The sequence below is a fragment of the Acinetobacter sp. Ac_5812 genome (assembly GCF_013072695.1).
GTDB lineage: Bacteria > Pseudomonadota > Gammaproteobacteria > Pseudomonadales > Moraxellaceae > Acinetobacter.
This window is the reverse complement of sequence record NZ_LXUK01000027.1, coordinates 320,746-341,060: the sequence shown is the minus strand read 5'-3', so window position 1 is coordinate 341,060 and position 20,315 is coordinate 320,746. Positions and strand designations below refer to the sequence as shown.

17 protein-coding genes are annotated in these 20,315 nt (G+C 44.6%); 10 read left to right on the top strand and 7 right to left on the bottom strand.

The window, feature by feature from the left end; all coding sequences use genetic code 11:
* Positions 1-49: 49 nt before the first annotated feature.
* Positions 50-1,099, bottom strand: coding sequence for an AraC family transcriptional regulator (locus tag A7P55_RS21790; RefSeq protein WP_171553784.1), 1,050 nt, complete (start codon positions 1,097-1,099; stop codon positions 50-52).
* Positions 1,100-1,209: 110 nt separating this feature from the next.
* Here A7P55_RS21790 and A7P55_RS21785 point away from each other — a divergent pair, with 110 nt between their 5' ends.
* The 5 genes from A7P55_RS21785 to A7P55_RS21765 all read left to right on the top strand — a co-directional run bounded on the left by A7P55_RS21785 (position 1,210) and on the right by A7P55_RS21765 (position 5,843).
* Positions 1,210-2,013 carry an SDR family oxidoreductase gene (locus A7P55_RS21785; RefSeq protein ID WP_171553783.1) on the top strand — a complete coding sequence of 268 codons (804 nt, stop codon included), beginning with the start codon at positions 1,210-1,212 and terminating at the stop codon, positions 2,011-2,013.
* A complete protein-coding gene (locus tag A7P55_RS21780; protein ID WP_171553782.1) occupies positions 2,010-2,756 on the top strand; it encodes an acetoacetate decarboxylase family protein in 747 nt (248 codons plus the stop codon). Before A7P55_RS21785 ends, A7P55_RS21780 begins: the two co-directional genes overlap by 4 nt.
* A 14-nt stretch (positions 2,757-2,770) precedes the next feature.
* Positions 2,771-3,631 carry a metal-dependent hydrolase gene (locus A7P55_RS21775; protein WP_171553781.1) on the top strand — a complete coding sequence of 287 codons (861 nt, stop codon included), beginning with the start codon at positions 2,771-2,773 and terminating at the stop codon, positions 3,629-3,631.
* 74 nt (positions 3,632-3,705) lie between these two features.
* Positions 3,706-4,935: an NADH:flavin oxidoreductase/NADH oxidase family protein gene (locus tag A7P55_RS21770; RefSeq protein WP_171553780.1), complete on the top strand. Its 1,230-nt coding sequence runs from the start codon at positions 3,706-3,708 to the stop codon at positions 4,933-4,935.
* Between the two features lie 32 nt (positions 4,936-4,967).
* Entirely contained in the window at positions 4,968-5,843 is an 876-nt protein-coding gene (locus tag A7P55_RS21765) for a metal-dependent hydrolase (RefSeq protein WP_171553779.1), read from the top strand.
* Between the two features lie 20 nt (positions 5,844-5,863).
* On the opposite strand, the gene A7P55_RS21760 is transcribed toward A7P55_RS21765, so the two are convergent.
* Positions 5,864-6,490 carry a TetR/AcrR family transcriptional regulator gene (locus A7P55_RS21760; protein ID WP_016652807.1) on the bottom strand — a complete coding sequence of 209 codons (627 nt, stop codon included), beginning with the start codon at positions 6,488-6,490 and terminating at the stop codon, positions 5,864-5,866.
* Positions 6,491-6,617: 127 nt separating this feature from the next.
* On the opposite strand from A7P55_RS21760, the gene A7P55_RS21755 reads away from it, so the two are divergent.
* The 3 genes from A7P55_RS21755 to A7P55_RS21745 are packed head-to-tail and all read left to right on the top strand — an operon-like array spanning position 6,618 to position 9,920.
* Positions 6,618-7,457 (top strand): SDR family oxidoreductase, encoded by an 840-nt coding sequence (locus tag A7P55_RS21755; protein ID WP_171553778.1) that lies wholly within the window; start codon positions 6,618-6,620, stop codon positions 7,455-7,457.
* A gap of 12 nt (positions 7,458-7,469) precedes the next feature.
* Positions 7,470-8,957: an NAD(P)/FAD-dependent oxidoreductase gene (locus A7P55_RS21750; RefSeq protein ID WP_171553777.1), complete on the top strand. Its 1,488-nt coding sequence runs from the start codon at positions 7,470-7,472 to the stop codon at positions 8,955-8,957.
* Between the two features lie 36 nt (positions 8,958-8,993).
* The gene (locus A7P55_RS21745) at positions 8,994-9,920 is read left to right on the top strand and encodes an alpha/beta hydrolase (protein ID WP_171553776.1); all 927 of its coding nucleotides are present in this window, start codon (positions 8,994-8,996) and stop codon (positions 9,918-9,920) included.
* A gap of 244 nt (positions 9,921-10,164) precedes the next feature.
* Here the strand turns inward: A7P55_RS21745 and adeC are convergent, their stop codons facing one another.
* From adeC to A7P55_RS21725, 4 genes are read right to left on the bottom strand one after another with little or no spacing between them, the layout of a single operon-like run.
* A complete protein-coding gene (gene adeC / locus A7P55_RS21740) occupies positions 10,165-11,601 on the bottom strand; it encodes an AdeC/AdeK/OprM family multidrug efflux complex outer membrane factor (RefSeq protein WP_289847059.1) in 1,437 nt (478 codons plus the stop codon).
* Positions 11,598-14,681: a MexW/MexI family multidrug efflux RND transporter permease subunit gene (locus A7P55_RS21735; protein ID WP_171553775.1), complete on the bottom strand. Its 3,084-nt coding sequence runs from the start codon at positions 14,679-14,681 to the stop codon at positions 11,598-11,600. The genes adeC and A7P55_RS21735 overlap by 4 nt, the downstream gene beginning before the upstream one ends.
* Positions 14,682-14,693: 12 nt before the next feature.
* On the bottom strand, positions 14,694-15,797 hold the full coding sequence (locus A7P55_RS21730; RefSeq protein WP_171553774.1) for an efflux RND transporter periplasmic adaptor subunit: 1,104 nt from the start codon (positions 15,795-15,797) through the stop codon (positions 14,694-14,696).
* Positions 15,794-16,222 (bottom strand): DoxX family protein, encoded by a 429-nt coding sequence (locus tag A7P55_RS21725; RefSeq protein WP_171553773.1) that lies wholly within the window; start codon positions 16,220-16,222, stop codon positions 15,794-15,796. The genes A7P55_RS21730 and A7P55_RS21725 overlap by 4 nt, the downstream gene beginning before the upstream one ends.
* Before the next feature lie 320 nt (positions 16,223-16,542).
* Here A7P55_RS21725 and soxR point away from each other — a divergent pair, with 320 nt between their 5' ends.
* On the top strand, positions 16,543-17,025 hold the full coding sequence (gene soxR, locus A7P55_RS21720; protein ID WP_171553772.1) for a redox-sensitive transcriptional activator SoxR: 483 nt from the start codon (positions 16,543-16,545) through the stop codon (positions 17,023-17,025).
* Positions 17,026-17,307: 282 nt separating this feature from the next.
* On the top strand, positions 17,308-19,548 hold the full coding sequence (locus tag A7P55_RS21715; RefSeq protein WP_171553771.1) for a TonB-dependent siderophore receptor: 2,241 nt from the start codon (positions 17,308-17,310) through the stop codon (positions 19,546-19,548).
* 159 nt (positions 19,549-19,707) lie between these two features.
* On the opposite strand, the gene A7P55_RS21710 is transcribed toward A7P55_RS21715, so the two are convergent.
* Entirely contained in the window at positions 19,708-20,256 is a 549-nt protein-coding gene (locus tag A7P55_RS21710) for a TetR/AcrR family transcriptional regulator (protein ID WP_252727920.1), read from the bottom strand.
* Positions 20,257-20,315: the final 59 nt, after the last annotated feature.

The window sequence follows — 20,315 nt, the reverse complement described above, 5'->3', positions numbered from 1 at the left end:
TGTTCAAGTCAGGTCGAGATTGATCGGCCTGATGTCACTTGTTGGTGTTCTATAGTTGGGTTTGACGAAATTGGCTCGGTGTTACGCCACTCCATTTTTTAAAGGCACGGGAAAAGTTGGCAGGTTGTAGATAGCCTAAGTACAGTGCAATATCCTGTATTTCCATATGATTGTTATGCAGAAGTTTTCGTGCTTCTTGATATCTCATTTCATCTAATAGACCCAGATAAGAATAACCAGCTTCATCCAGATGTCGTCGTAAGGTGCGACTCGACATATGCAGACGTTCCGCAACTTGATCTAGACTTGGATAACCTTTTTGCGGCGTGAGAACTAATTCGGCTTTAACACGTAAGCCAATATCTTGGATGGTTTCAGAAAAACGAATTTGTTCAGCTTCACATTGCGCCAAAGCCTGTTGAAAAGCAGTGGGATCTGCCATTTTGGTGGCATGGTTGAGGATGGATGCTGGGTAGCAAATTTGGTTTTGGACCTGTTCAAAATGGATCTGAGGAAGCTGAGCTTGAAACTGTTGATGGTAAGGTGGTTCAGACCAATCCACCTGAAGTTGGACCTCAGCAAAATCACGCTCGGTTAATGAGCGTCCCGTTTGTACAATGCCAATCATCAGGCATTCATAGAAAAAGCGTCTTAAAATTTCCGCCTGTTCAGCATGCTGACTGACGACGGGGTGGGTTTGCTTGATTTCAATAATGGAATGTTGATGGTGTTCAAAAAAATCAATTCGATAATCTTTGAGCCGCATATTGAAAAATTGCGTTGCAAGTTCAATCGATTGTCGCAAAGAAGGGCTACTCATTAGCGCATAGCCCATTGGACCATGGGCGGTGAGACGCAGTTTTAGCCCATATTCGTAGCCTAAACCAGCATCTTTGGCCAAACTTAAACAGATCCAAGCCAATTTTGACCATTGTTTGGGACTGATACGCGCATCTAATTGATGCAGCAATGCCGAAGCTATTTTACTTTGCTGTAGAATCTCGGAAGCAGAGAAGCCTTTTTCAACCATAATTTCCAAGAGTAAATGCACATAAGAAATCGGAATACTGGCTTTGGATAAGCCATAGGGATCTTTCATTTCTTGTTTTAATTTGGCCGAAAATGATTAGCAGTATGGCTGAATTACCGCTCACGCTCAAGTTTTAGCTCTTAGATACTAGGATTATTCTATTGATCTGAGTATGGATGATGAGTTTAGCACCCCCTTTAAAAGATTCCCCAGTTGTAATTACTGGTGCTTCTTCGGGTATTGGAGAAGCACTGGCACAACAATTTGCAGCACTGGGCTATTCACTTATTTTGGTTGCCCGACGTGTCGATAAATTAGAAGCACTTGCCAGTCATCTACGTGAAAAATACCAAGTCGAGGTTAGTTTACGTCCTTGTGATCTTGCGGATCGCCAAGATAGAACCACTTTCCGTAAAGAGCTAGAACAGATCAATGTCGCTGTGTTATGCAATAACGCAGGCTTTGCTACCTTTGGACGTTTGCACGAATTGGATGCAAATCGGGAACGTGAACAAACCGAAGTGAATACGGTGGCGGTGCAGGATCTGACTTTAGCGGTATTGCCAAGAATGATTCAGCGTCGAACAGGTGCGATTCTGATTGTGGGTTCGACCTCGGGTCATCAACCGACACCAGCCAATGCAACCTATGCCGCAAGCAAAGCCTTTGCCAATTCTTTTGCCGAATCACTGCACAGTGAGCTGAGCGGCACGGGCGTGAGCTGTACCTTATTGGCACCGGGTCCAACCAAAACAGGCTTCAATGAAGTGGCAGGCATCAGCAAAATTGACGGCATTGGGGGCAATCTGGTCTGGGTGTCGGCAGAACGTGTTGCCAAAGAAGCGATTCAAGGCATGGCTTGCAATCGTCGGATTGTGATTCCTGGATGGCTTGCCCAAGCCCAGACTCTTGGAGGACGTTATACCCCGCGTGTCATTTTATTACCGATATTAAAGCAGGTCTTTTCGAGGTTAAAAGCATGAGACAGTTGATAAATGACCTACGCACACCTATTGGTCTCGCCAATTTAGGCAATAAGCTCTATCACAATGCGCAATATTTAACTGCGGTGGTCGAGGTGAATGAAAAGGCGATGGCCCGTTGGTTACCTGCTGGAATGAAGCTGGCGAAACCCGCTAGAGCGGATTTGTTTTGTGCCTATTTCCCAGAAAATGTCTATACGGGGGCGTACCACGAGGCAGGTTTATTTGTGCATATTCAGATCGGCAATAAAACAGGCATCTTTTGCCCGTGGATGATTTTGGATGATGATCGCGCCATGATTATCGGCCGTGAATTGCTGGGCTATCCCAAAAAAATCGGGGAAATCAGTTGGGACAATGATGGTTCACGGATTATCAGCCAAGCATCACGCCGTGGAACGGTCTTGATTGAAATGGAAGCCAAACTGGGTGAGCTAATAAGGGACGCACCCCCCATTTTAGGTTTACCGCATCGCAATATTACAGGCGGTTTAGGCTTAGGTTTACCTCGAGAAGTGCGATTTACCCCAAAAGAACATCCTGTTGAAGTGCGCCGTGTTGAAATGAAACTATACTTTAGGGGGACGGTGAATGATCCTTTGCATGAAATGGGCTTAGGCACGGTGGTGGATGCACGCTTACATCGGGTGGATTTATCGGGTGGCTTGATTCCGCCCATTCAGATTCCACGGTTACGCACCCCATTATTTTTACTGCGCCAATTTAATCCGCGTGTTTTATAACTGAGGGTCACCTGATGAATCTTGTTGCTGTTTCTTCAAAGCCGACGGTTGCTGACTATCGTCAAGTTTCTGCTTCGATTGAGATCCAAGTACGTAACATGGATTTTTCTTTTCCAGATGACATTCCAGAATTTTGGTTTCACCAGAATCCTTTACTGAGCATGTTACTGACTGCCTTATCCAGTGCATTTCCTGATGGAGAGCGGCAGTTTATTCATAGTGTGCGCCTTTATCAATCACAGATTAAAGATCCTGTTTTACTGAAACAGGTACGTGCCTTTATTGGTCAAGAAGCACACCACGGTAAAGAACATGATGGATTGAATGCCATGATGTTGAAAAAAGGTTATCCAGTCGATCGAATTTATAAGCGATTTAAAAAGATGAATCGTTTGATGCAGACACAATTTTCTCCTGCGCATCAACTGGCCTGTACGGTATGCATGGAGCATCTAACGGCAATTCTTGCGGATTATTTTATTGCGACTGCACCTGAAGATTTGGCTTTATTTCATGCGCAGGTGAGAAAAATCTGGGCATGGCATGCCATTGAAGAAACCGAACACAAAGCAGTGGCCTTTGATGTGTATCAGAGTTTGGTTAATCGACCTTATTTCCTAAGGTTGGTCATGCTGGAAACAACACTTTCTTTTGTGATGATCACCACCCGCGGAACCATCGAGTTGTTGCAGCATTCAGGCAAACAAGGCGATTTAAAAGGGTTGTATCAAGGGTTCAGTTATTTGTTTGGACGAAAAGGCTTAATCAAAAGGATTAGCAGGCCGTATCGCGACTTTTTCTCAGCGGATTTTCATCCTTGGCAGCATGACAACCGTGATCAAGTGAATCGGCTTAAACAGCAATATTTAGCATGAGCTTCTGGCAGCGCACTGGGTCAGATCAGCATCGCACTGCTTAGCTATAGATTAATAATTTAGGAAGAATGAAAATGACAGCATCAGTATCCTCAAATTCTGCTTTACAACAACCATTGCAGTTGGCATGTGGCATCAGCATCCCAAACCGAATTGCAAAATCAGCCATGAGTGAACAATTGGCAGATCGACATGGCTCGCCCACCACGGATTTACAGCAGCTTTATGCCACATGGGCCAGAGGTGGAACAGGTCTGTTAATCACCGGCAATGTGATGATTGATCATCGTGCCTTTGTTGAGCCAAGAAATGTGGTGTTGGAAGACGAGCAATTCTTGCAAGCGCATAAACTCTGGGCACAAGCAGCACAGGCCAATGGCAGCAAAATTATTATGCAAATCAACCACCCAGGTCGTGTTGCGGTTTTACCCTTATTGAAAAAGCCGATTGCACCCTCAGCGGTGGGGCTGGATTTGCCTGCCATGAATCTGATTCGTGTGCCACGTGCCATGTCAGAAACAGAAATCTTAGAACAAATCCAGCGTTTTGCAACGACGGCAGCACTTGCTGTGAAAGCAGGTTTTGATGGGGTGCAAGTCCATGCCGCCCATGGCTATTTGCTGTCGCAATTCTTATCACCATTGGCCAATACCCGTACTGATCAATGGGGGGGAAGCCCAGAAAATCGCCGCCGTTTCTTGATTGAAACGGTTCGAGCTGTGCGTCAGGCCATTGGCAAAGATAAAATTCTCAGTGTCAAACTGAATTCTGCCGATTTTCAAAATGGGGGCTTGAGTCAGGAAGAATCGGTGCAGATTGCCTTGGCCTTAGAAGCTGAAGGGATTGATTTACTGGAAGTGTCAGGTGGGAATTATGAGTCACCGGCGCAACTGGGATATGCGCCTGAGCGTCAGGCTCAGCGTGATGCCTACTTTCTTGATTATGCCACCGCTTTGCGCCAACACAGCAGATTACCCTTGATGCTCACGGGTGGGCTACGCAATGCCGAGCTGATGAATCGTATTGTGGCTGATGGCACTGTAGATTTGGTGGGACTTGCTCGACCATTTGCTTTACATCCTGATCTAGCCAAACAGCTCTTGGCAGGAAAATCAGTTACAGAAGCTGCAAAAATTCCAGCTATTGGCTATAAGCCCGTCGATGCCTATCTACAACTGGCTTGGCATGCCGCTCAATTCCGCCGTATCAGCAGTGGCCAGAAACCAAAGGCGATTAAGGGTCTCGTCCGTACTTTGCTGGCATTTGGACCACGGATGGGATTCAATATTTTGACACAAGAATAGTCGTCACGGTTATTTAGATAAGGAGTTGTCTTATGCGTGGATTAATGAAAGAAACTCATTCAATTATTCCTCGACGCCCCATATTTGATTTTGCAGCAACACCGAGCCACTGGATCTATGATGATCCAATGGCATCGCAGATGCTCAATGTGATTAATCCGATTACACCTGCACCAGAACGCTGGTTTTGTCAGACTTTTCGGGATGCGCTGCCTTTCGTTCAAGATGAACAATTAAAAGCAGCTGTGATGGCTTTCATTAAACAGGAAGGGACGCATAGTTATGGACATACCTTGGGCACGCGGCATATCGAAGCATTAGGGATTGATTTAAGCCAGTATAGCAAAATGATGAGCTGGATCTTTAATGACCTACTTGGCCCAAAACCCTTGGGTTATGAATTAAAGCATGCTCGATTAAAATCCATGTGGCTAAAAACACGCCTTGCCATGGTCGCAGCGGCAGAGCATTTAACCGGTGTACTGGGGCATTGGGTACTCAATGCAGAGGGACTACAGCAAGCACCTGTTGATCAACAAATGTTGCGTTTATTGCAATGGCATGGTGCAGAAGAAGTCGAACATCGTGAAGTGGCCGATGCGATGTTTCGGCATTTGAGTAATAATCTTGTATTAAGAACAGGCGCGGCGGTTTTTACTTTTCCTTTATTTATTGTCTTGGCCTATATAGCTGTGGAAACTCTCGTCGCAAAAGATCCTCAATTACCGCAGCGTTTTCGCTATAAAGATTATTTCCGTGCGGCGAGACAGGATCGTGTACCTCGAGCAAGCTATATTACGCGTGCCTGTTTACGTTACTTTAACCCGAAGCATAGTCCATTATATGAAGGCTCAACAGCTCAAGCTTTGGCTTATTTAAACAATATGCCTGAGTTTAAGCTGACTTAGCCGATAAATCTTATTTCAATTTAGGCGATGCCTGCCATCATCATTTGAATTGCAGCATCGCTATATTTTTTGAGCACATCAGAATCAGCAGGCGCGGATAAGAACTTAAATGCACCCGCAATAATCATCCCGACAATAGCATGTCCGGTCATTTCGGTATCCAGATCCGCTTTTAAATAGCCGCATTTCACCCCATTTTTTAAATAGTCTGCGGTAAGTAAGCCACCGAGGTGCAGTAGGTTATGCACCTGTGCTGTCATTTCTTTATCAATTGAAGTGGCTTCGAGCAGAATTAAGCGCACAGCGCGTGGATTATCTTTGGCAAATTCCTGAAATTTACTGGAAATCCTTTCGCATTGCGTTCGATAGGCGTCTAAGGTCGATACTGCATCTGGCGCATTTTCATCGGCCAATAAGGCGGTAATTTTAAACATGGTATCGACAATGACTTTATCCAGAATGTCTCGCTTATTCTCAAAATGACGATAGAAAGTGCCATGACCAATCCCCAGTCTTTTGGCAATGTCAGAGATCGCAGTTTGATGATAACCGCGTTCAGAAAATTCCAAAAAAGCAGCTTCAATAATTTCTGCTTGTAATTGAATACGTTGGCGTTCAGCACGCGAGAGAGTTGTTTGATCATTCATGGCAAAAATTTTATCAGAACTTTATCGGAAATACGATAAAACAAAATCAATCAAAATTGACACATCATTCCGTAAATGACATTATGTTCCGAATTGGTGATTTTTTGACTAATAAAAGGAACTGCACATGGGAAAAAAATACAGTTTTTTAAACAAAGTAGTGTTGATTACAGGTGGAGGGCGAGGGATTGGCTTAGCCACCGCCGTTGCTTTTAGAAAACTCGGCGCCAAAGTGGCAATTGGCGATATTGATCTGGAGCTGGCGCAACAAGCCGCCATCAAAGTGCAAGGCTTTGGCGGCTATTTGGATGTACGTTCACAGAACTCATTTCATGAATTGATTGTGCAGATTGAAAAGCAATTGGGTCCCGTAGATATCTTGGTCAATAACGCAGGCATTATGCCAATGGGGGCGATGATCGAGGAAAGCCAAGCCATCACCGATGCGCAAATTGATATTAATTTACGTGGGGTGATTCATGGCATGAAAGCGGTATTGCCCAAAATGCTGGAGCGACAAACAGGCCATATCGTCAATGTTGCTTCTCTGGCAGGTAAATATCCGATTCCGGGTGCCAGTATTTATTGTGCAACGAAATTTGCAGTGGTTGGGCTGACCGCTTCTATGCAACAGGAACTTAGAGATACGCCGATTGGGGTATCCGCTGTTTTACCTTCTAAGGTCTTAACTGAATTGTCCTCTGGAACAGGAGACAGTTTGCCGATTCCGACCGTAGAACCGCAAGATGTAGCGAATGTGATTATCAAAGCAGTAGCGCATAATCTGGCTGAAATTGCGGTGCCGAATTATTTAACCCATAGCCCGAAAGCGTATGGATTGGTACCGCATTGGTTGAATACAGGGTTTCGTAAATTCATCGGGGATGATCGAATTTTAAAAGGTCTCGATCAGAATGATCGTAAAGCATATAGCCAACGTTTAAGCCAACTGGCACAGACAAAATAAGGATTACAACTCATGGCAAAGATTGAAAAATTTCATGTGGTGATTATTGGGGCTGGTTTTGCAGGGATTGGCGCAGCGATTAAATTACAGCAAGCGGGTTTTACAGATATCGTAATCTTGGAAAAAGCTGATGAAATTGGTGGTGTCTGGCGTGCCAACACCTACCCAGGTTGTGCTTGCGATGTCCCATCAGCGTTGTATTCCTATTCTTTTGCACCAAATCCACAATGGAGTCGGGTGTTTGCACAGCAGCAAGAAATTAAGACCTATATACAACATGTTGCACAGCAATTCGATGTGAAAAAGTATGTCCGCTTTGGCTATGAAATGCTGGAAAGTGCTTGGGATGATCAGGCCAAGCATTGGGTGGTGAAAACCAATCAAGGTCTCATCCATGCCCGTTTTGCGATTATGGCAGGTGGACCAATGCATCAACCTGTATTGCCGAAAATTAAAGGTTTGGAGACCTTTAAAGGGGCCCAGTTCCACTCGGCAGAATGGAACCATGCTTTTGACTTAAACGGTAAAAAGGTTGCTGTTGTTGGGGCAGGCGCTTCGGCAATTCAATTTGTACCTGAGATTCAAGCCCAAGTCGCAAAACTGACGTTGCTACAGCGTACCCCACAATGGGTATTGCCAAAAATGGATCAAAGCCTACCAAAACTTGCTCAGGCGCTGTTTAAAGTGCTTCCAGTCACTCAGCGTTTGACCCGTTATGGTGTCTATGGTGTATTCGAATCGTTAAATTCTAGTATGCATCATCCAAAATTGGTCAGCCAGATTGAACGCTTAGCCCAATTGAATATTCGTTTAGGGGTGAAAGACCCAGCATTAAGAGCAAAACTTCTGCCTGATTTTACCATTGGCTGTAAACGCGTCTTACAATCGAATCAATGGTATCCCGCATTGGCAAAGCCGAATGTCGAGGTGTTGCGCTGTGGAGTCGAAGAAGTACGTGGTAATACGCTAATCGCCAGTGATGGATCAGAACATGAGGTCGATGCGATTATTTTTGGTACAGGTTTTGAAGTGAGTAATCCACCGATTGCCAAACAGATCCGTAATAAACATGGCAAAAGCATGGATGAAGTCTGGCAGGGCAGTGCTAAAGGTTATCTCGGTACTGTGGTTGAAGGTTGTCCGAATGCCTTTGTGATGTTTGGTCCTAATATTGCGGTCAGCTCATCCGCACTGATCATCATTGAGGCGCAATTGGCGTATATCTTGGACATGCTGAAAAAAGTACAGGCACAACAGATTGAAACTATTGAAATTCGTGCTGAGGTATTGGAACAGTACAATGATGAAATCCAAGCCGCATTAAAAAATACAGTCTGGAATACGGGCGGATGCAGCAGCTATTTTATCGATCGCAATGGACGTAATAGTACCTTATGGCCGTGGACGACTTTTGAAATGCGATCTCGCTTAGCGCATTGTGATCTTAACGATTATGTCCTTGGTTTTACTGAGTCTGAAACTGATAAAAAAGCCAGTTAAAGGATGACTCGGTGATGTCATGAATAGGAGCACATGATGCAGCAAAAGATAATTGAAACAGGTCTGAAAATAGGTTTGCGACTGAGTTTTAAACTGGCCAGTGGTATGGCTTTACCATTTCCAGTGTTGCGTACTGCCATGGAAGTCGGCTCAACTATTTTTAAACCTAGAGCCGATGTTTGGGTCAAACAGATTAAATTGAGAGATGCACGGGATCAACGTATTGTTTTCGCCGAAGTGGCAACACCTGAAAATGAAGCGCAAGGGGTACTCTTACACTGTCATGGTGGGGCATTCTTTGCAGGTTCGTCTCGGACGCATCGCGCTTTATCGACCGAGTTCGCTGCACGGGGCAAGCTCATCGTATATATGCTGGATTATCGTCGCGCACCAGAACACCCATATCCTGCCGCATTGAATGATGTGAAGTCGGTCTATCAACATTTATTGAATGATGGTTGGAAGCCTGAACAGATTATTTTGGGGGGAGATTCCGGTGGTTGTGCTTTGGCCTTAGCTTTAGCCGTTGAACTGAGATCGGCAGGAGATGCTTTACCTGCTGGAATGGTGATGATCTCGCCTTATGTCGATATCAGCTTAAGTTCGGCTTCTGTTTATAACAATGCCAAACGAGATCCAATGATTCGCGCCTATGCCTTAAAACGTGGTGGGGATGGATATCGTGGGCAACTACAATCCAAGGATCCACGCATTTCACCTATTTTTGCTGATTTAAGCGGTCTTCCACCGATGTTGATCCAAGCAGGCAGCGAGGAAATTTTGGTCGATGATGCGACCCATTTAGCTGAACGTGCCCAGCAATCGGGTGTGCAGGTTCATCTGCATGTTTATGAAAATATGTGGCATAACTTTCAGATGTTTAATCGCTTTATTCACAAGTCTGAACAGGCCTTAGATGAAATTGGAAGCTTTATGCAGAAGGTTTTAAGCAAGGAGAAATAATGGTTTAGCTTTTTAACTTAAATTTTTAACAACGGTTCATTTTAATTTTAAAGTCTATATTTTTGATTGAGATTAAAGCCAACATAATTTCAAAAATAAAAAACAAGCATGCAACTCGAACAGATTTAAAACGCATCACTTTACTGCACATTTTTATTCAGGCCAACGCTTAAACATGTTGCTTATTTGAGAACATATATAGTGTTTCAAGAATAGCCTAAGCTATCCTTGAAACATCCTATCGTTATTGTTGTGCGAGACCCCCACCCAAGACTTTATAGAGTTCAATCTGATTGTTGAGCCGTGCCTGTTCTAGCATAAGTAAACTTTGCTCAGCCGCATAATGAGCGCGTTGCGCATCCAAGACACTTAAATAGCTATCAATCCCTGCACGAAAACGGGTGTTTGAGAGCCGATAGGTGGTTTGTGTCGCATCAACTAAACGCCGCTGTGCTGAAATCCGTTCATCCATATAGGCACGCGTAGCAAGGCTGTCATTGACTTCTCTAAAGGCTAATTGAATGGATTTTTCATAATTCGACAGCGCAATTTGCTGCTCGATTTTTGAAATTTTGAGATTGGCCTGACGGGTGCCCCAGTCAAAGATTGGCAGATCCAGACTAGGGCCAATCGACCAAACAGCATGACCTGATTTAAACAAATCACTAAGTTGAGTCGACGCATAACCTGCTGTGCCCGTTAAACGAATGCTGGGAAATAAGGCTGCTTTGGCAACCGCAATATTGGCACCCGTTTCGTGCAATTGATACTCAGCCAGTTTGAGGTCTGGACGATTATTCAGTAAATCACTGCTTAAACCGGTACTTAACACTGTGGTGCTGCTGATGTTTTTAACGGGTTGTTGTGGTAATAGATGTACTGGAAGCGGCTGCCCCACCAACAGATTGAGTAAATTCTGCGCCTGTGCAAGCTGAGTTTGAAAGTTGGCCGCATCATGACGTGCAGTTTCGACCGAGATCTGTGCCTGACGCAAGGGAATTTCACTGTCCGTGCCAGCATTGAAACGCTTTTGATTGAGTTGGTAAGCATTCAATTGTGCCGCAAGGGTTTGTTGAGCAAGTTTGAGTTGCGCATTGCTAAAGGCATAATCTAACCATGCTTGGCTGACTTGACTGACCAAACTGATTTGCATGGCATCACGCGCACTTTGGGTCGCCAGATAACGATCCAATGCTGCTTCTTTCAGATTGCGAACCCGTCCCCAAAAATCCAGCTCATAAGCGGTAAGGCCTAAGCCGACTTGCAAGCTTGAACTTGGATTGTGGGGATCAAGTGTCGGGGAGACTTGGCGAAGCAGATCGGCACGACCAGCAATCATCGGAAACTGATCATTTTTTCTGATCTGATAATATTGCTGTGCGCGCTGAATATTCAGACTTGCGCTGCGTAAATCACGATTATGACTGAGGGCTAGTTCAATCACTTGTACTAAACGTGGATCGGCAAGAAACTGTTGATAGCCTTGACTAGCAATGGAGTTGCCTTGAATTGAATGATCATAACTGTTTGGAATATCAGCACTGACGATGGGTAGTGGTGGCTGAAGGTTTTGGCAACCACTCAGTGACAGAGCCAAAGCCGCCATGATGAGTCCAGTGCTTATTATCGGCTTAGATGAATGATGCTGAGAGGTTCTGGTGAAGGCGTGGGTGTTATTCATGCTTGAGACTCCATCGCATCAATTTTCTGTAGTTCCTGTACACGAGCCGAACTTTGATTATGTTGACGTGCCAGCAGACTATAAATGGTGGGCAATACAAACAGGGTAAAGAAGGTACCAATCAACATGCCGCACACGATCACGACACCAAGACCAAAATGGCTATGTGCACCTGCACCGGTGGCAAACAGCAGTGGAATAAGACCAAATACCATTGCTGCTGTGGTCATCAGAATCGGGCGTAAGCGAATTTGTGCTGCTTTGAGAATGGCGGCCCGTTTATCCAACCCTTCATGCAGTTGCAATTCATTGGCAAATTCAACCATGAGAATGCCATGTTTACTAATCAGACCAATCAGGGTGACCAGTCCAATTTGGGTGTAGATATTGACAGTGGCATAACCTAAAGCCAAAGGAATCAAAGCACCGCAAATCGATAGAGGCACGGTAATTAAGATAATGAACGGGTCGACCAGACTTTCATATTGCGCGGCCAAGACCAGATAAATCACCACCAAGGCAGCCAAAAATGCAAATAACAAGGTATTGCCTTCCTGCATATATTGACGGGCATCGGCTTGCCAGTCATGGCTAAACCCTGTGGGCAACTCGGCTGTGACTTGTTCAAGGAAGGCCAAGGCTTGACCAAGTGAAACCCCTGGTGCAGGAATAGCTTGGAAGGTTGCCGCATTTTGTTGGTTAAACTGGGTCAGCTTATTCGGTTCAACGGTTTCGTTTAAATGCACAACAGTAGACAGGGGAATCAGTGTTCCTTGATCGGTGCGTACAAATTGCTGGGTCAATGCTTGCGCAGTCAGACGCTGGTTTTTGATACTTTGCGGAATGACATCATAAGCACGGCCCAACATACTGAAACGGTTGACATAGCTTTCACCCACGAGCGTGGCGAGCGCCTCGCCAATATCCTGCATCCGAATGCCCAAGCTATTGGCCTTGGCACGATCGACTTCAATTTTCAGCATCGGATTATTGAAATCAAGATCACTGTCTACCACCACAAACAGACCACTTTCACGGGCTTTTTGTTTGATATTTTCCATGGTTTGATAAATGGTGGCATAGTCTTGCGCACTACGCAGCACCATCTGAATAGGCAGTCCACCTGTTGAACCAGGCAAGGCTGGATTTTGGAATACAAAAATACTGCTTCCTTCTACAGCGCCCACTTTGCTTTGTAATTCTTGTTGAATCTCATCTGCAGAACGGCTACGTTCAGCCCAAGTGGATAAGGTGGTACCGCCAAAACTGGCTGCTGGGCCATCGGTTCCATTAATAATCCAAGTGGTACTGGTTTCAGGTAGCGTCCAAAATACTTTATCCAATTCAGCGTTGAAATGTTCGGCGTAGGTCAGGTTGGCATGCTGAGGTGCTTTAATTGCAGTGAGGACACTGGCTTGATCTTCCAGTGGTGCCAACTCTTTCTGTGGCAGTTGGTAGAGCAGAGGCAGGCTGGCAAAAACAGCAATGGCAAAGACCACGGTAATCCAGCGATGCTGCAATGAAAATTGCAATACCTGATGGTAAATGTGGGTCAAGCGTTCAAAAAACCATTCTGCAGCTTTAGCCATGCGGCCTTCGTCCTGCTTGGATTGCAACAGATAGGAACTCATTACTGGGGAGAGCGTCAGGGCAATAAGTCCAGAAACCAGAACAGCACCTGCGAGTGTTAAGGCAAACTCCTTAAATAATGAACCCGTTAATCCGCCCATCAGACCAATCGGTGCATAAACGGCAGCAAGAGTAATGGTCATGGCGATCACGGGACCTGCCACTTCGCGTGCACCCACCAGTGCGGCAGCAATAGGTGACAAGCCTTCTTCAATATGACGGTGTACATTCTCCACCACCACAATCGCATCATCCACCACCAGTCCAATTGCCAGTACCATCGCCAGTAAGGTCAGTAAGTTAATACTAAAACCAAAAATCAGCATCAAGCCTAAAGCGCCCAGCATTGACAGTGGAATCGTCACCACAGGAATCAAGACACTACGCAGCGAACCAAGACAGAGATAGATCACAGCAATGACAATAATCAGGGCTTCGATAAAGGTATGCAGCACTTCATTAATCGAAGCATCAATAAAACGTGCCGTTTCATAAGCCAGATTGGCTTTGACACTAGGGGGTAAGGTTTTTTGGATCTCAGGTAATTTATCTTTGATGCCTTGTACAATCACCAGTGGATTGCCTGTTGGAGTGGCCTGTAAACCAATGAAAATTGCAGCTTGACCATCCATCGAGGCACTGGTTTCGGTGGATGCTGCACCAAGTTCAACCGTTGCGACATCCTGCAAACGAATCAGGTTCTGACCATCATTGCGGATGACCAGATTTTTAAAATCCTGAATACTGGTCAGCTCAGTTGATACATTGACATTGGAAACCACCAATTCACCTTTGATTTGACCGGGCGCGGCTTGGTAGTTATTTTGACGAATGGCATTGGCGACATCGGCCGCAGTGACACCCCGACTGGCCAAGCGGTCTGCATCCAGCCAGATCCGCATTGCCAGACGCTGGCTGCCGTAGGTTTGTACTTTTGCCACACCTTCAATGGTGGATAGCATCGGTTCAACCACTCGGGACAGATAGTCAGTCAGCTCGGGCATAGACAGCTGTTCACTGGAAAAGCCGATATAGGCCACATCGGTCGATTCGCCAGAGGAGCGTTCAATCACGGGGTCGAATGCCTGTTCGGGCAATTTGTAGCGGACTTGATTGACCTTGGCCATAACTTCGGTCAGGGCCTGAGTAGAATCTCGATTGAGTTGCATACGCAAGGTAATCACGCTGCGACCTTGCACCGAGGATGAACTGAGGTAATCAATCCCTTCAACTGAAGAGACGGCTTGGGCAATCGGTTGTGTGACAAAACCTTGCATTAGCTCAGCCGAAGCGCCCGGATATTCGGTGCTGATGCTGATGGTTGAACTTTCTAATAAGGGATACTGGCGAATCGGCAGTTTATTCAGGGAGAATAGACCCGCCAATAAAATCAGGGTACTGACCACCAGAGCCAATACAGGGCGTTTTACAAAAAGATCGGTAAATTTCATCTGTACGTCCCCTTACACTTTGGCTTTGCTTGGGGAGGAGGGCGACTGCTGCAAGGTATTTTCTGTGGGTTCAATTTGCATACCATCACTAAGTCGAACTTGACCTGAAACCACCACTTGGTCACCTGCTTTCACACCAGATTGCACTTCAACCCAACCTTGATGGCGTTCACCGAGTTCGACCGCAACACGTTGAACTGTCAAAGTATTATGGTCTTTTTTGACCAGAAACACGGTATTGCCATAGGCGGTATAGGTAATCGCTGTTTCAGGGATCACCAAACTTGGCAGATTGGCTTCCTGTATTTCTATTTTTGCGTACATGCCTGGTTTTAACTGTTGATGCTGATTATTGAGCAGTGCCTGTCCCATCATGGTTCTGGATTTACTCACCATCGGATCAATCGCACTCACCACCGCAGAAAAACTTTGTTCAGGAAAGGCATCTATTTTCAGTTGAACGGCTTGGCCAGTTTTTAAGCGTGCAGCCAGTTGTTCATCCAGTGTGAAATTGGCAAGCAGTTGCTGTGTATCGACCAGATTGGCAATACTGTTGCCTGCTTCCAGATATTGCCCTTGATGCACTTGGCGAATCCCGATTACACCAGAGAAGGGCGCACGGATGGATTTCTGTTCGATCAGGGCTTGTAGTTGCTGGATTTCAGCACGGGTCATATCTCGATCCGCCAATGCCGTATCCATTTCAGCGCGTGAAATGGCATTGCTATCAATCAGTTGTTTGGTGCGGTGATAGGCCATTTCGGCCTGTTTGAGTTTGGCTTGTAGCCGCCCTAAATTGCCTTGCTCGACATTGGTTTTTAGTTGAATCAGTAATTGTCCCTTTTTGACGTATTGTCCTGATTGAAAATAAATCTGTTCAATCACGCCTGTGGTTTCCGCAGACACTTGCACTTGCCGTACTGCTTCTAACTCGCCAATACTGGACAGAATACGGGGCGTGACTTGTTGCTTGACAGTGGTCAGCGCGACCTTGACCGGTGGATAACGATAGCTGGAAGCATTCTCTGCTGTGCGGGATTTAAAATAAAAATAAGCAGCTACAGCAATAACGATTAAAATGCTGATGATCAGCACAATACGCAGTTTGGTTCTCATGCGATCACTCCAACACCTTGAAGCTGTTGACGAAAATGGCTGGCAATCGCAATACCGATTAAGCCTCCAATCACCGAAATATGTTCAAGTGCAAAATACAGCGAGATGTTTGCCTGTACCCCTGACATATTCCAAAACGTATGCACAATCACGATGGTCAGTGCTAAAAAGATAGACAGTAGTGCTGCGCCTAACCAAAGATGGCGATCAAACAAAATACTATAAGCGCCCACCAGTAAAATCAGTGCTGAGGCATAATTAAACAGCCATGCAGGTTCTAAACCTGCCGCTTGCATTTCCTGAAAACCTGCATTGACATCCAGCACTTTGCTAAGCCCTGAGCTAAAAAATAACAGTGCCACACAACACCGACTAATGATCCATAACCATTGGCTTTCCAAACTTAATTTAATGAAGTATGGCATGAGAGTATTTCCCGAATAGAATCAGACTGACTGCTGAAAAACATTAAAAATGAATTGCTTAATTGCATTTGATAATGCAGTGCCAAGCAGTCTAAAACCTCAAGTTATATTGAGGTCAATGGGTTGCTTAGAAAATTAAAGTGCGGAAAAGGACATTTTTAGTAGGATTGTGAGCATAATTTCTGTCGATGTTTTAGTGTCTTTTTATGAAGCCGATCTTAAGCAAATGGCCTGTTTTTGATTCTTGATGTGAGGCTTTAAATTGACAAGTTACTTTGCCCTGAATTATAAAACCTAAAGTAATCTTGAGATATTGAGTCATGACACTCGAACGAAAAATTGATATCAATCGGATGCTGACGGTTGGGGAAGTGGCCAAACGGAGTGGTGTCGCTGTTTCCACCCTACATTTTTATGAAGCCAAAGGACTGATTAAAAGTATTCGAACCAATGGTAATCAACGTCGTTATCCTTTGGCTGTGCTGCGCTATATCGGAATTATTAAAGTCGCGCAAAAAGTTGGGATTTCATTGGAGGAGATTAAAAAAGCGTTGAGTGTTTACCCAATAGGTAGCAAGTTAACGGCGGAGCAGTGGGCAGAATTATCCACTTGTTGGCGTAAGGACTTGGATGAGCGGATTCAAAAGCTCACTCGTTTAAGGGATGAGATGGACTGGTGCATTGGCTGTGGTTGTTTGTCTTTGGAACAATGCCGTTTACGTAATCCAGAAGATATTCTGGCTGAGCTGGGCTCAGGTCCGCGTATTTTAGAACGCGAGGATGATTCAATAATAGAGATTTAACTAATTGAAAAATAATAATTAAAATTTTCAGGTTGGAAAAATATACTTTATATCGACTACAGAAAGTATAAGTGGAAAATTTTTAACTGAGCTCCTGTTCTGAATCGAAGTACATTGGTGCTTCGACGCGTTTAATTATCATCTTGATCTATGGATGATTCTTTTTTCTTTTTTTGGCCCAAAAGATCAAATAAATATTAAGCAATTGTGAATTCAGCATTTATTTTTGTATTAATATTGATAATAATAATGATTCTCATTAATTTTATTAATTGCGGCATTATGAACAATCAGCTTAAACAATCTGCTTTAAATATTGCAATAAAATCGATTCTGATTTTCGGGGCATTTTCACATCACGCTTGGGCGCAAGAACAAAGCGCAAGCGTACTCCCAACCATTAAAGTTGCAGCCGAAGATGAAAAAACGGAAGGTAGCGAAAGCTACCAAGCGAAATCATCTCGCACCTCGTCCAAGTTAAAACTTTCCTTAAAAGAAACACCACAATCCGTCAGTGTGATTACCCGTGAACAGATTGAGCAACGTAATCTCAATATTATTGATGATGTACTTGCCGCCACCCCAGGGGTCACGGTCACTAAAAACGATAGTGAGCGCTCAAACTATTCTGCGCGAGGCTATGCAATCACTAATCGCCAAATTGATGGCATGCCAATTGGCGAGAATAGCCCTCGTGTCGATAGTTTTTTCTTTGATCGTATTGAGGTGATCAAAGGGGCAACTGGTTTAACAGGTTCTACAGGAAACCCTTCTGCCACCATTAATATGATTCGTAAACGTCCTGCAAAAGAATTGACTGGATCAGTTGCCACCTCATTTAGTCGCTGGAATACCATTCGCAATGAAGCGGATGTTTCTATCCCTTTGACGGCTGATGGTAGTGTGCGCAGCCGTGTAATGGCGGCACGTCGAGAGGGGGAATCCTATATGGATTATTACTCTCTGGAAACTTTGGCTGCGATGGCCATGGTTGAAGCGGATATCACGGATAAATTAACAGGCAGTATTGGTTTTCAATACCAAGATAACCAGCCACGTGGTTCAACGTGGGGAACAGTTCCCTATTGGAATCAGGATGGTTCGCTGGCCAATTTACCGCGCAATTTCAGCTTGGCCAATCGTTGGAATACCATTAGCCAAAGTGACAAAACCGTATTTGCTGATTTGACCTATAAATTTGAGAATAATTGGATGATCAAGGCGGCTGCCTCGCATTCATTATCAAAAAGTTTTTGGCTAATGTCTTATGGTGGTTCTGGTTTTCCTAATCAACATGATGGAACAGGGGTTGGGGTTTGGTCAACGGTCTATCCAACATCTGAATCTAAAAAGACCAGTTTAGAACTGTTCGCGAGTGGGCCGTTTAAATTATTTAATCGTGAGCATGAATTGGTGATTGGTGGAAATGGCTTTGATCGTTCTACAGATAGTCCGGGTGGATTCATTGATGGTATTGCCAGTAATCAATTGACTTGTACCAAGAAAGTGGACGGGGTAACGCTACCTTCTAATAATATTGGTGATACCTGTGTGATTAATGATTGGCGTACATGGAATGGTAATGCAACGCCTAAACCAGGCTACACGGTTATTCCTTCGACTAAAGATGCAAAACAACGTAATTATGGTGCATACAGTACCTTAAAGCTAAACCTAACAGATGATTTAAAATTAATCGTGGGTGGGCGCTATAGTGATTATTCCGCCACCAATGGCACCAAAAGTGATGTCAAGACCGATGCTTTTACCCCTTACTTTGGTACCACTTACGCGATTAACGATATTGTCACTGCCTATGCCAGTTATACCGATATGTTTAATCCAAGTAGCCAAAAAGATCGCAATAACAGTTTCCTCGATCCTGAAACAGGTAAAAGTTATGAGGCGGGTTTAAAAGCCAGTTTATTGGATGACCAACTTTTGGCAACCGCTGCTGCATTCTGGTCGAAAAAGGAAAATGTTGCAGTTCGTGATGAAGAGGCGATCGCAGCAGGTATTAAAACCGATGATGGCGGTGATCCAATGAAAGCCTCAGGTGAAGGCTTAAAAATTGAAGGTTTTGAGCTAGAAGCCATCGGACGGATTACACCGATTTGGAACATTACTGCGGGCTATACCTATGTGAACAGTATCAGTTCAGAGACGGTGAAGGCCTCCACGACATTGCCTCAGAATCAAGTCAAAATCTACACCAATTTCAAACTGCCTGAACAGCTCTGGGATGGTGCCAATAAATTCAATATTGGCTTTGGTGTGAATTGGCAAAGTGAGGTAGTGAGTAAGTCGACTAGTGCACCTAAAAACTCAGATGGTTATGTGCGACAAGATGCTTACTTCTTGGCGAGTGCCAATATGGGCTATACCTTCAACGAGTCATTTAGCGCAAATCTGCAAGTGAATAACTTATTTGATGAAAAATATTATCAACAGGTCGGTTTCTATAATGGCGTTTATTGGGGTGAGCCACGTAATCTGACGTTATCACTACGTGCAAGATTCTAAGCCATAAAACAATAAGAATTTGTCCAAATAAAAATCAAGGCATATCGAGCAGGATATGCCTTGATTAGAATAATAAAAATGAATTGAGCAGAATTCTCGTCTTTGTACAGGTGACATTAACTTGATTGGGAATTCATCGTTAAATTAAAACAAGCGCTATTATTTTTTTGTTTCAAGCAACGCTAATGTCCCAATAATTAAAGCCTGCATACTGTCCATAAATTCGACCTCCATTTCAGCCTCTTCACTGGCACGGTCTGGTGCTTGAGTGGGTGCTTTCCCTGCCACCGTATAGATCGTATCCGCCACAGCAATACAGTGAAAGGCGATGGTGGAATTGAGCCAACGGGCTTGATCAAGCGACAACGAGTAGGCTTGAGCAACGACTTGGTGATGCGTACCAATTTTAGCCACCATCGATGGGGTGGAAGCCATTCTACGAATTAAGTAAGGCGTCAGTCCCGGGTTTGACTTTACCAGTTCACGAATAGAGTGCATGAATTCAAGCAGATAATCTTTGAGTGGCACAGCATGGGGTGCAGATGGTAACGGTATTTGCCATCGGGTGAAAATCTCTTCAGCAATCATGTATTTGAGTTCTTCAAGACTGGAAATGTGTTTGTACAAAGCCATATGGCTGATCCCCAAAGCCGCAGCAACGCCGACAAAGGTGATGTTGAGTAAACCGATCTCAATACCTGCATTCATGATGCGCTCATGTGTAATTGTCCTTGGGCGTCCGCGTGCGGGAGATCTGCTGAGAGAGG

Excerpts from the sequence above, each read along its gene's own strand:
- A7P55_RS21790 (WP_171553784.1), bottom strand. The coding sequence starts at position 1,099 with ATGAAAGATCCCTATGGCTTATCCAAAGCCAGTATTCCGATTTCTTAT.
- A7P55_RS21785 (WP_171553783.1), top strand. The coding sequence starts at position 1,210 with ATGAGTTTAGCACCCCCTTTAAAAGATTCCCCAGTTGTAATTACTGGT.
- A7P55_RS21780 (WP_171553782.1), top strand. The coding sequence starts at position 2,010 with ATGAGACAGTTGATAAATGACCTACGCACACCTATTGGTCTCGCCAAT.
- A7P55_RS21775 (WP_171553781.1), top strand. The coding sequence starts at position 2,771 with ATGAATCTTGTTGCTGTTTCTTCAAAGCCGACGGTTGCTGACTATCGT.
- A7P55_RS21770 (WP_171553780.1), top strand. The coding sequence starts at position 3,706 with ATGACAGCATCAGTATCCTCAAATTCTGCTTTACAACAACCATTGCAG.
- A7P55_RS21765 (WP_171553779.1), top strand. The coding sequence starts at position 4,968 with ATGCGTGGATTAATGAAAGAAACTCATTCAATTATTCCTCGACGCCCC.
- A7P55_RS21760 (WP_016652807.1), bottom strand. The coding sequence starts at position 6,490 with ATGAATGATCAAACAACTCTCTCGCGTGCTGAACGCCAACGTATTCAA.
- A7P55_RS21755 (WP_171553778.1), top strand. The coding sequence starts at position 6,618 with ATGGGAAAAAAATACAGTTTTTTAAACAAAGTAGTGTTGATTACAGGT.
- A7P55_RS21750 (WP_171553777.1), top strand. The coding sequence starts at position 7,470 with ATGGCAAAGATTGAAAAATTTCATGTGGTGATTATTGGGGCTGGTTTT.
- A7P55_RS21745 (WP_171553776.1), top strand. The coding sequence starts at position 8,994 with ATGCAGCAAAAGATAATTGAAACAGGTCTGAAAATAGGTTTGCGACTG.
- adeC (WP_289847059.1), bottom strand. The coding sequence starts at position 11,601 with ATGAATAACACCCACGCCTTCACCAGAACCTCTCAGCATCATTCATCT.
- A7P55_RS21735 (WP_171553775.1), bottom strand. The coding sequence starts at position 14,681 with ATGAAATTTACCGATCTTTTTGTAAAACGCCCTGTATTGGCTCTGGTG.
- A7P55_RS21730 (WP_171553774.1), bottom strand. The coding sequence starts at position 15,797 with ATGAGAACCAAACTGCGTATTGTGCTGATCATCAGCATTTTAATCGTT.
- A7P55_RS21725 (WP_171553773.1), bottom strand. The coding sequence starts at position 16,222 with ATGCCATACTTCATTAAATTAAGTTTGGAAAGCCAATGGTTATGGATC.
- soxR (WP_171553772.1), top strand. The coding sequence starts at position 16,543 with ATGACACTCGAACGAAAAATTGATATCAATCGGATGCTGACGGTTGGG.
- A7P55_RS21715 (WP_171553771.1), top strand. The coding sequence starts at position 17,308 with ATGAACAATCAGCTTAAACAATCTGCTTTAAATATTGCAATAAAATCG.
- A7P55_RS21710 (WP_252727920.1), bottom strand. The coding sequence starts at position 20,256 with ATGAATGCAGGTATTGAGATCGGTTTACTCAACATCACCTTTGTCGGC.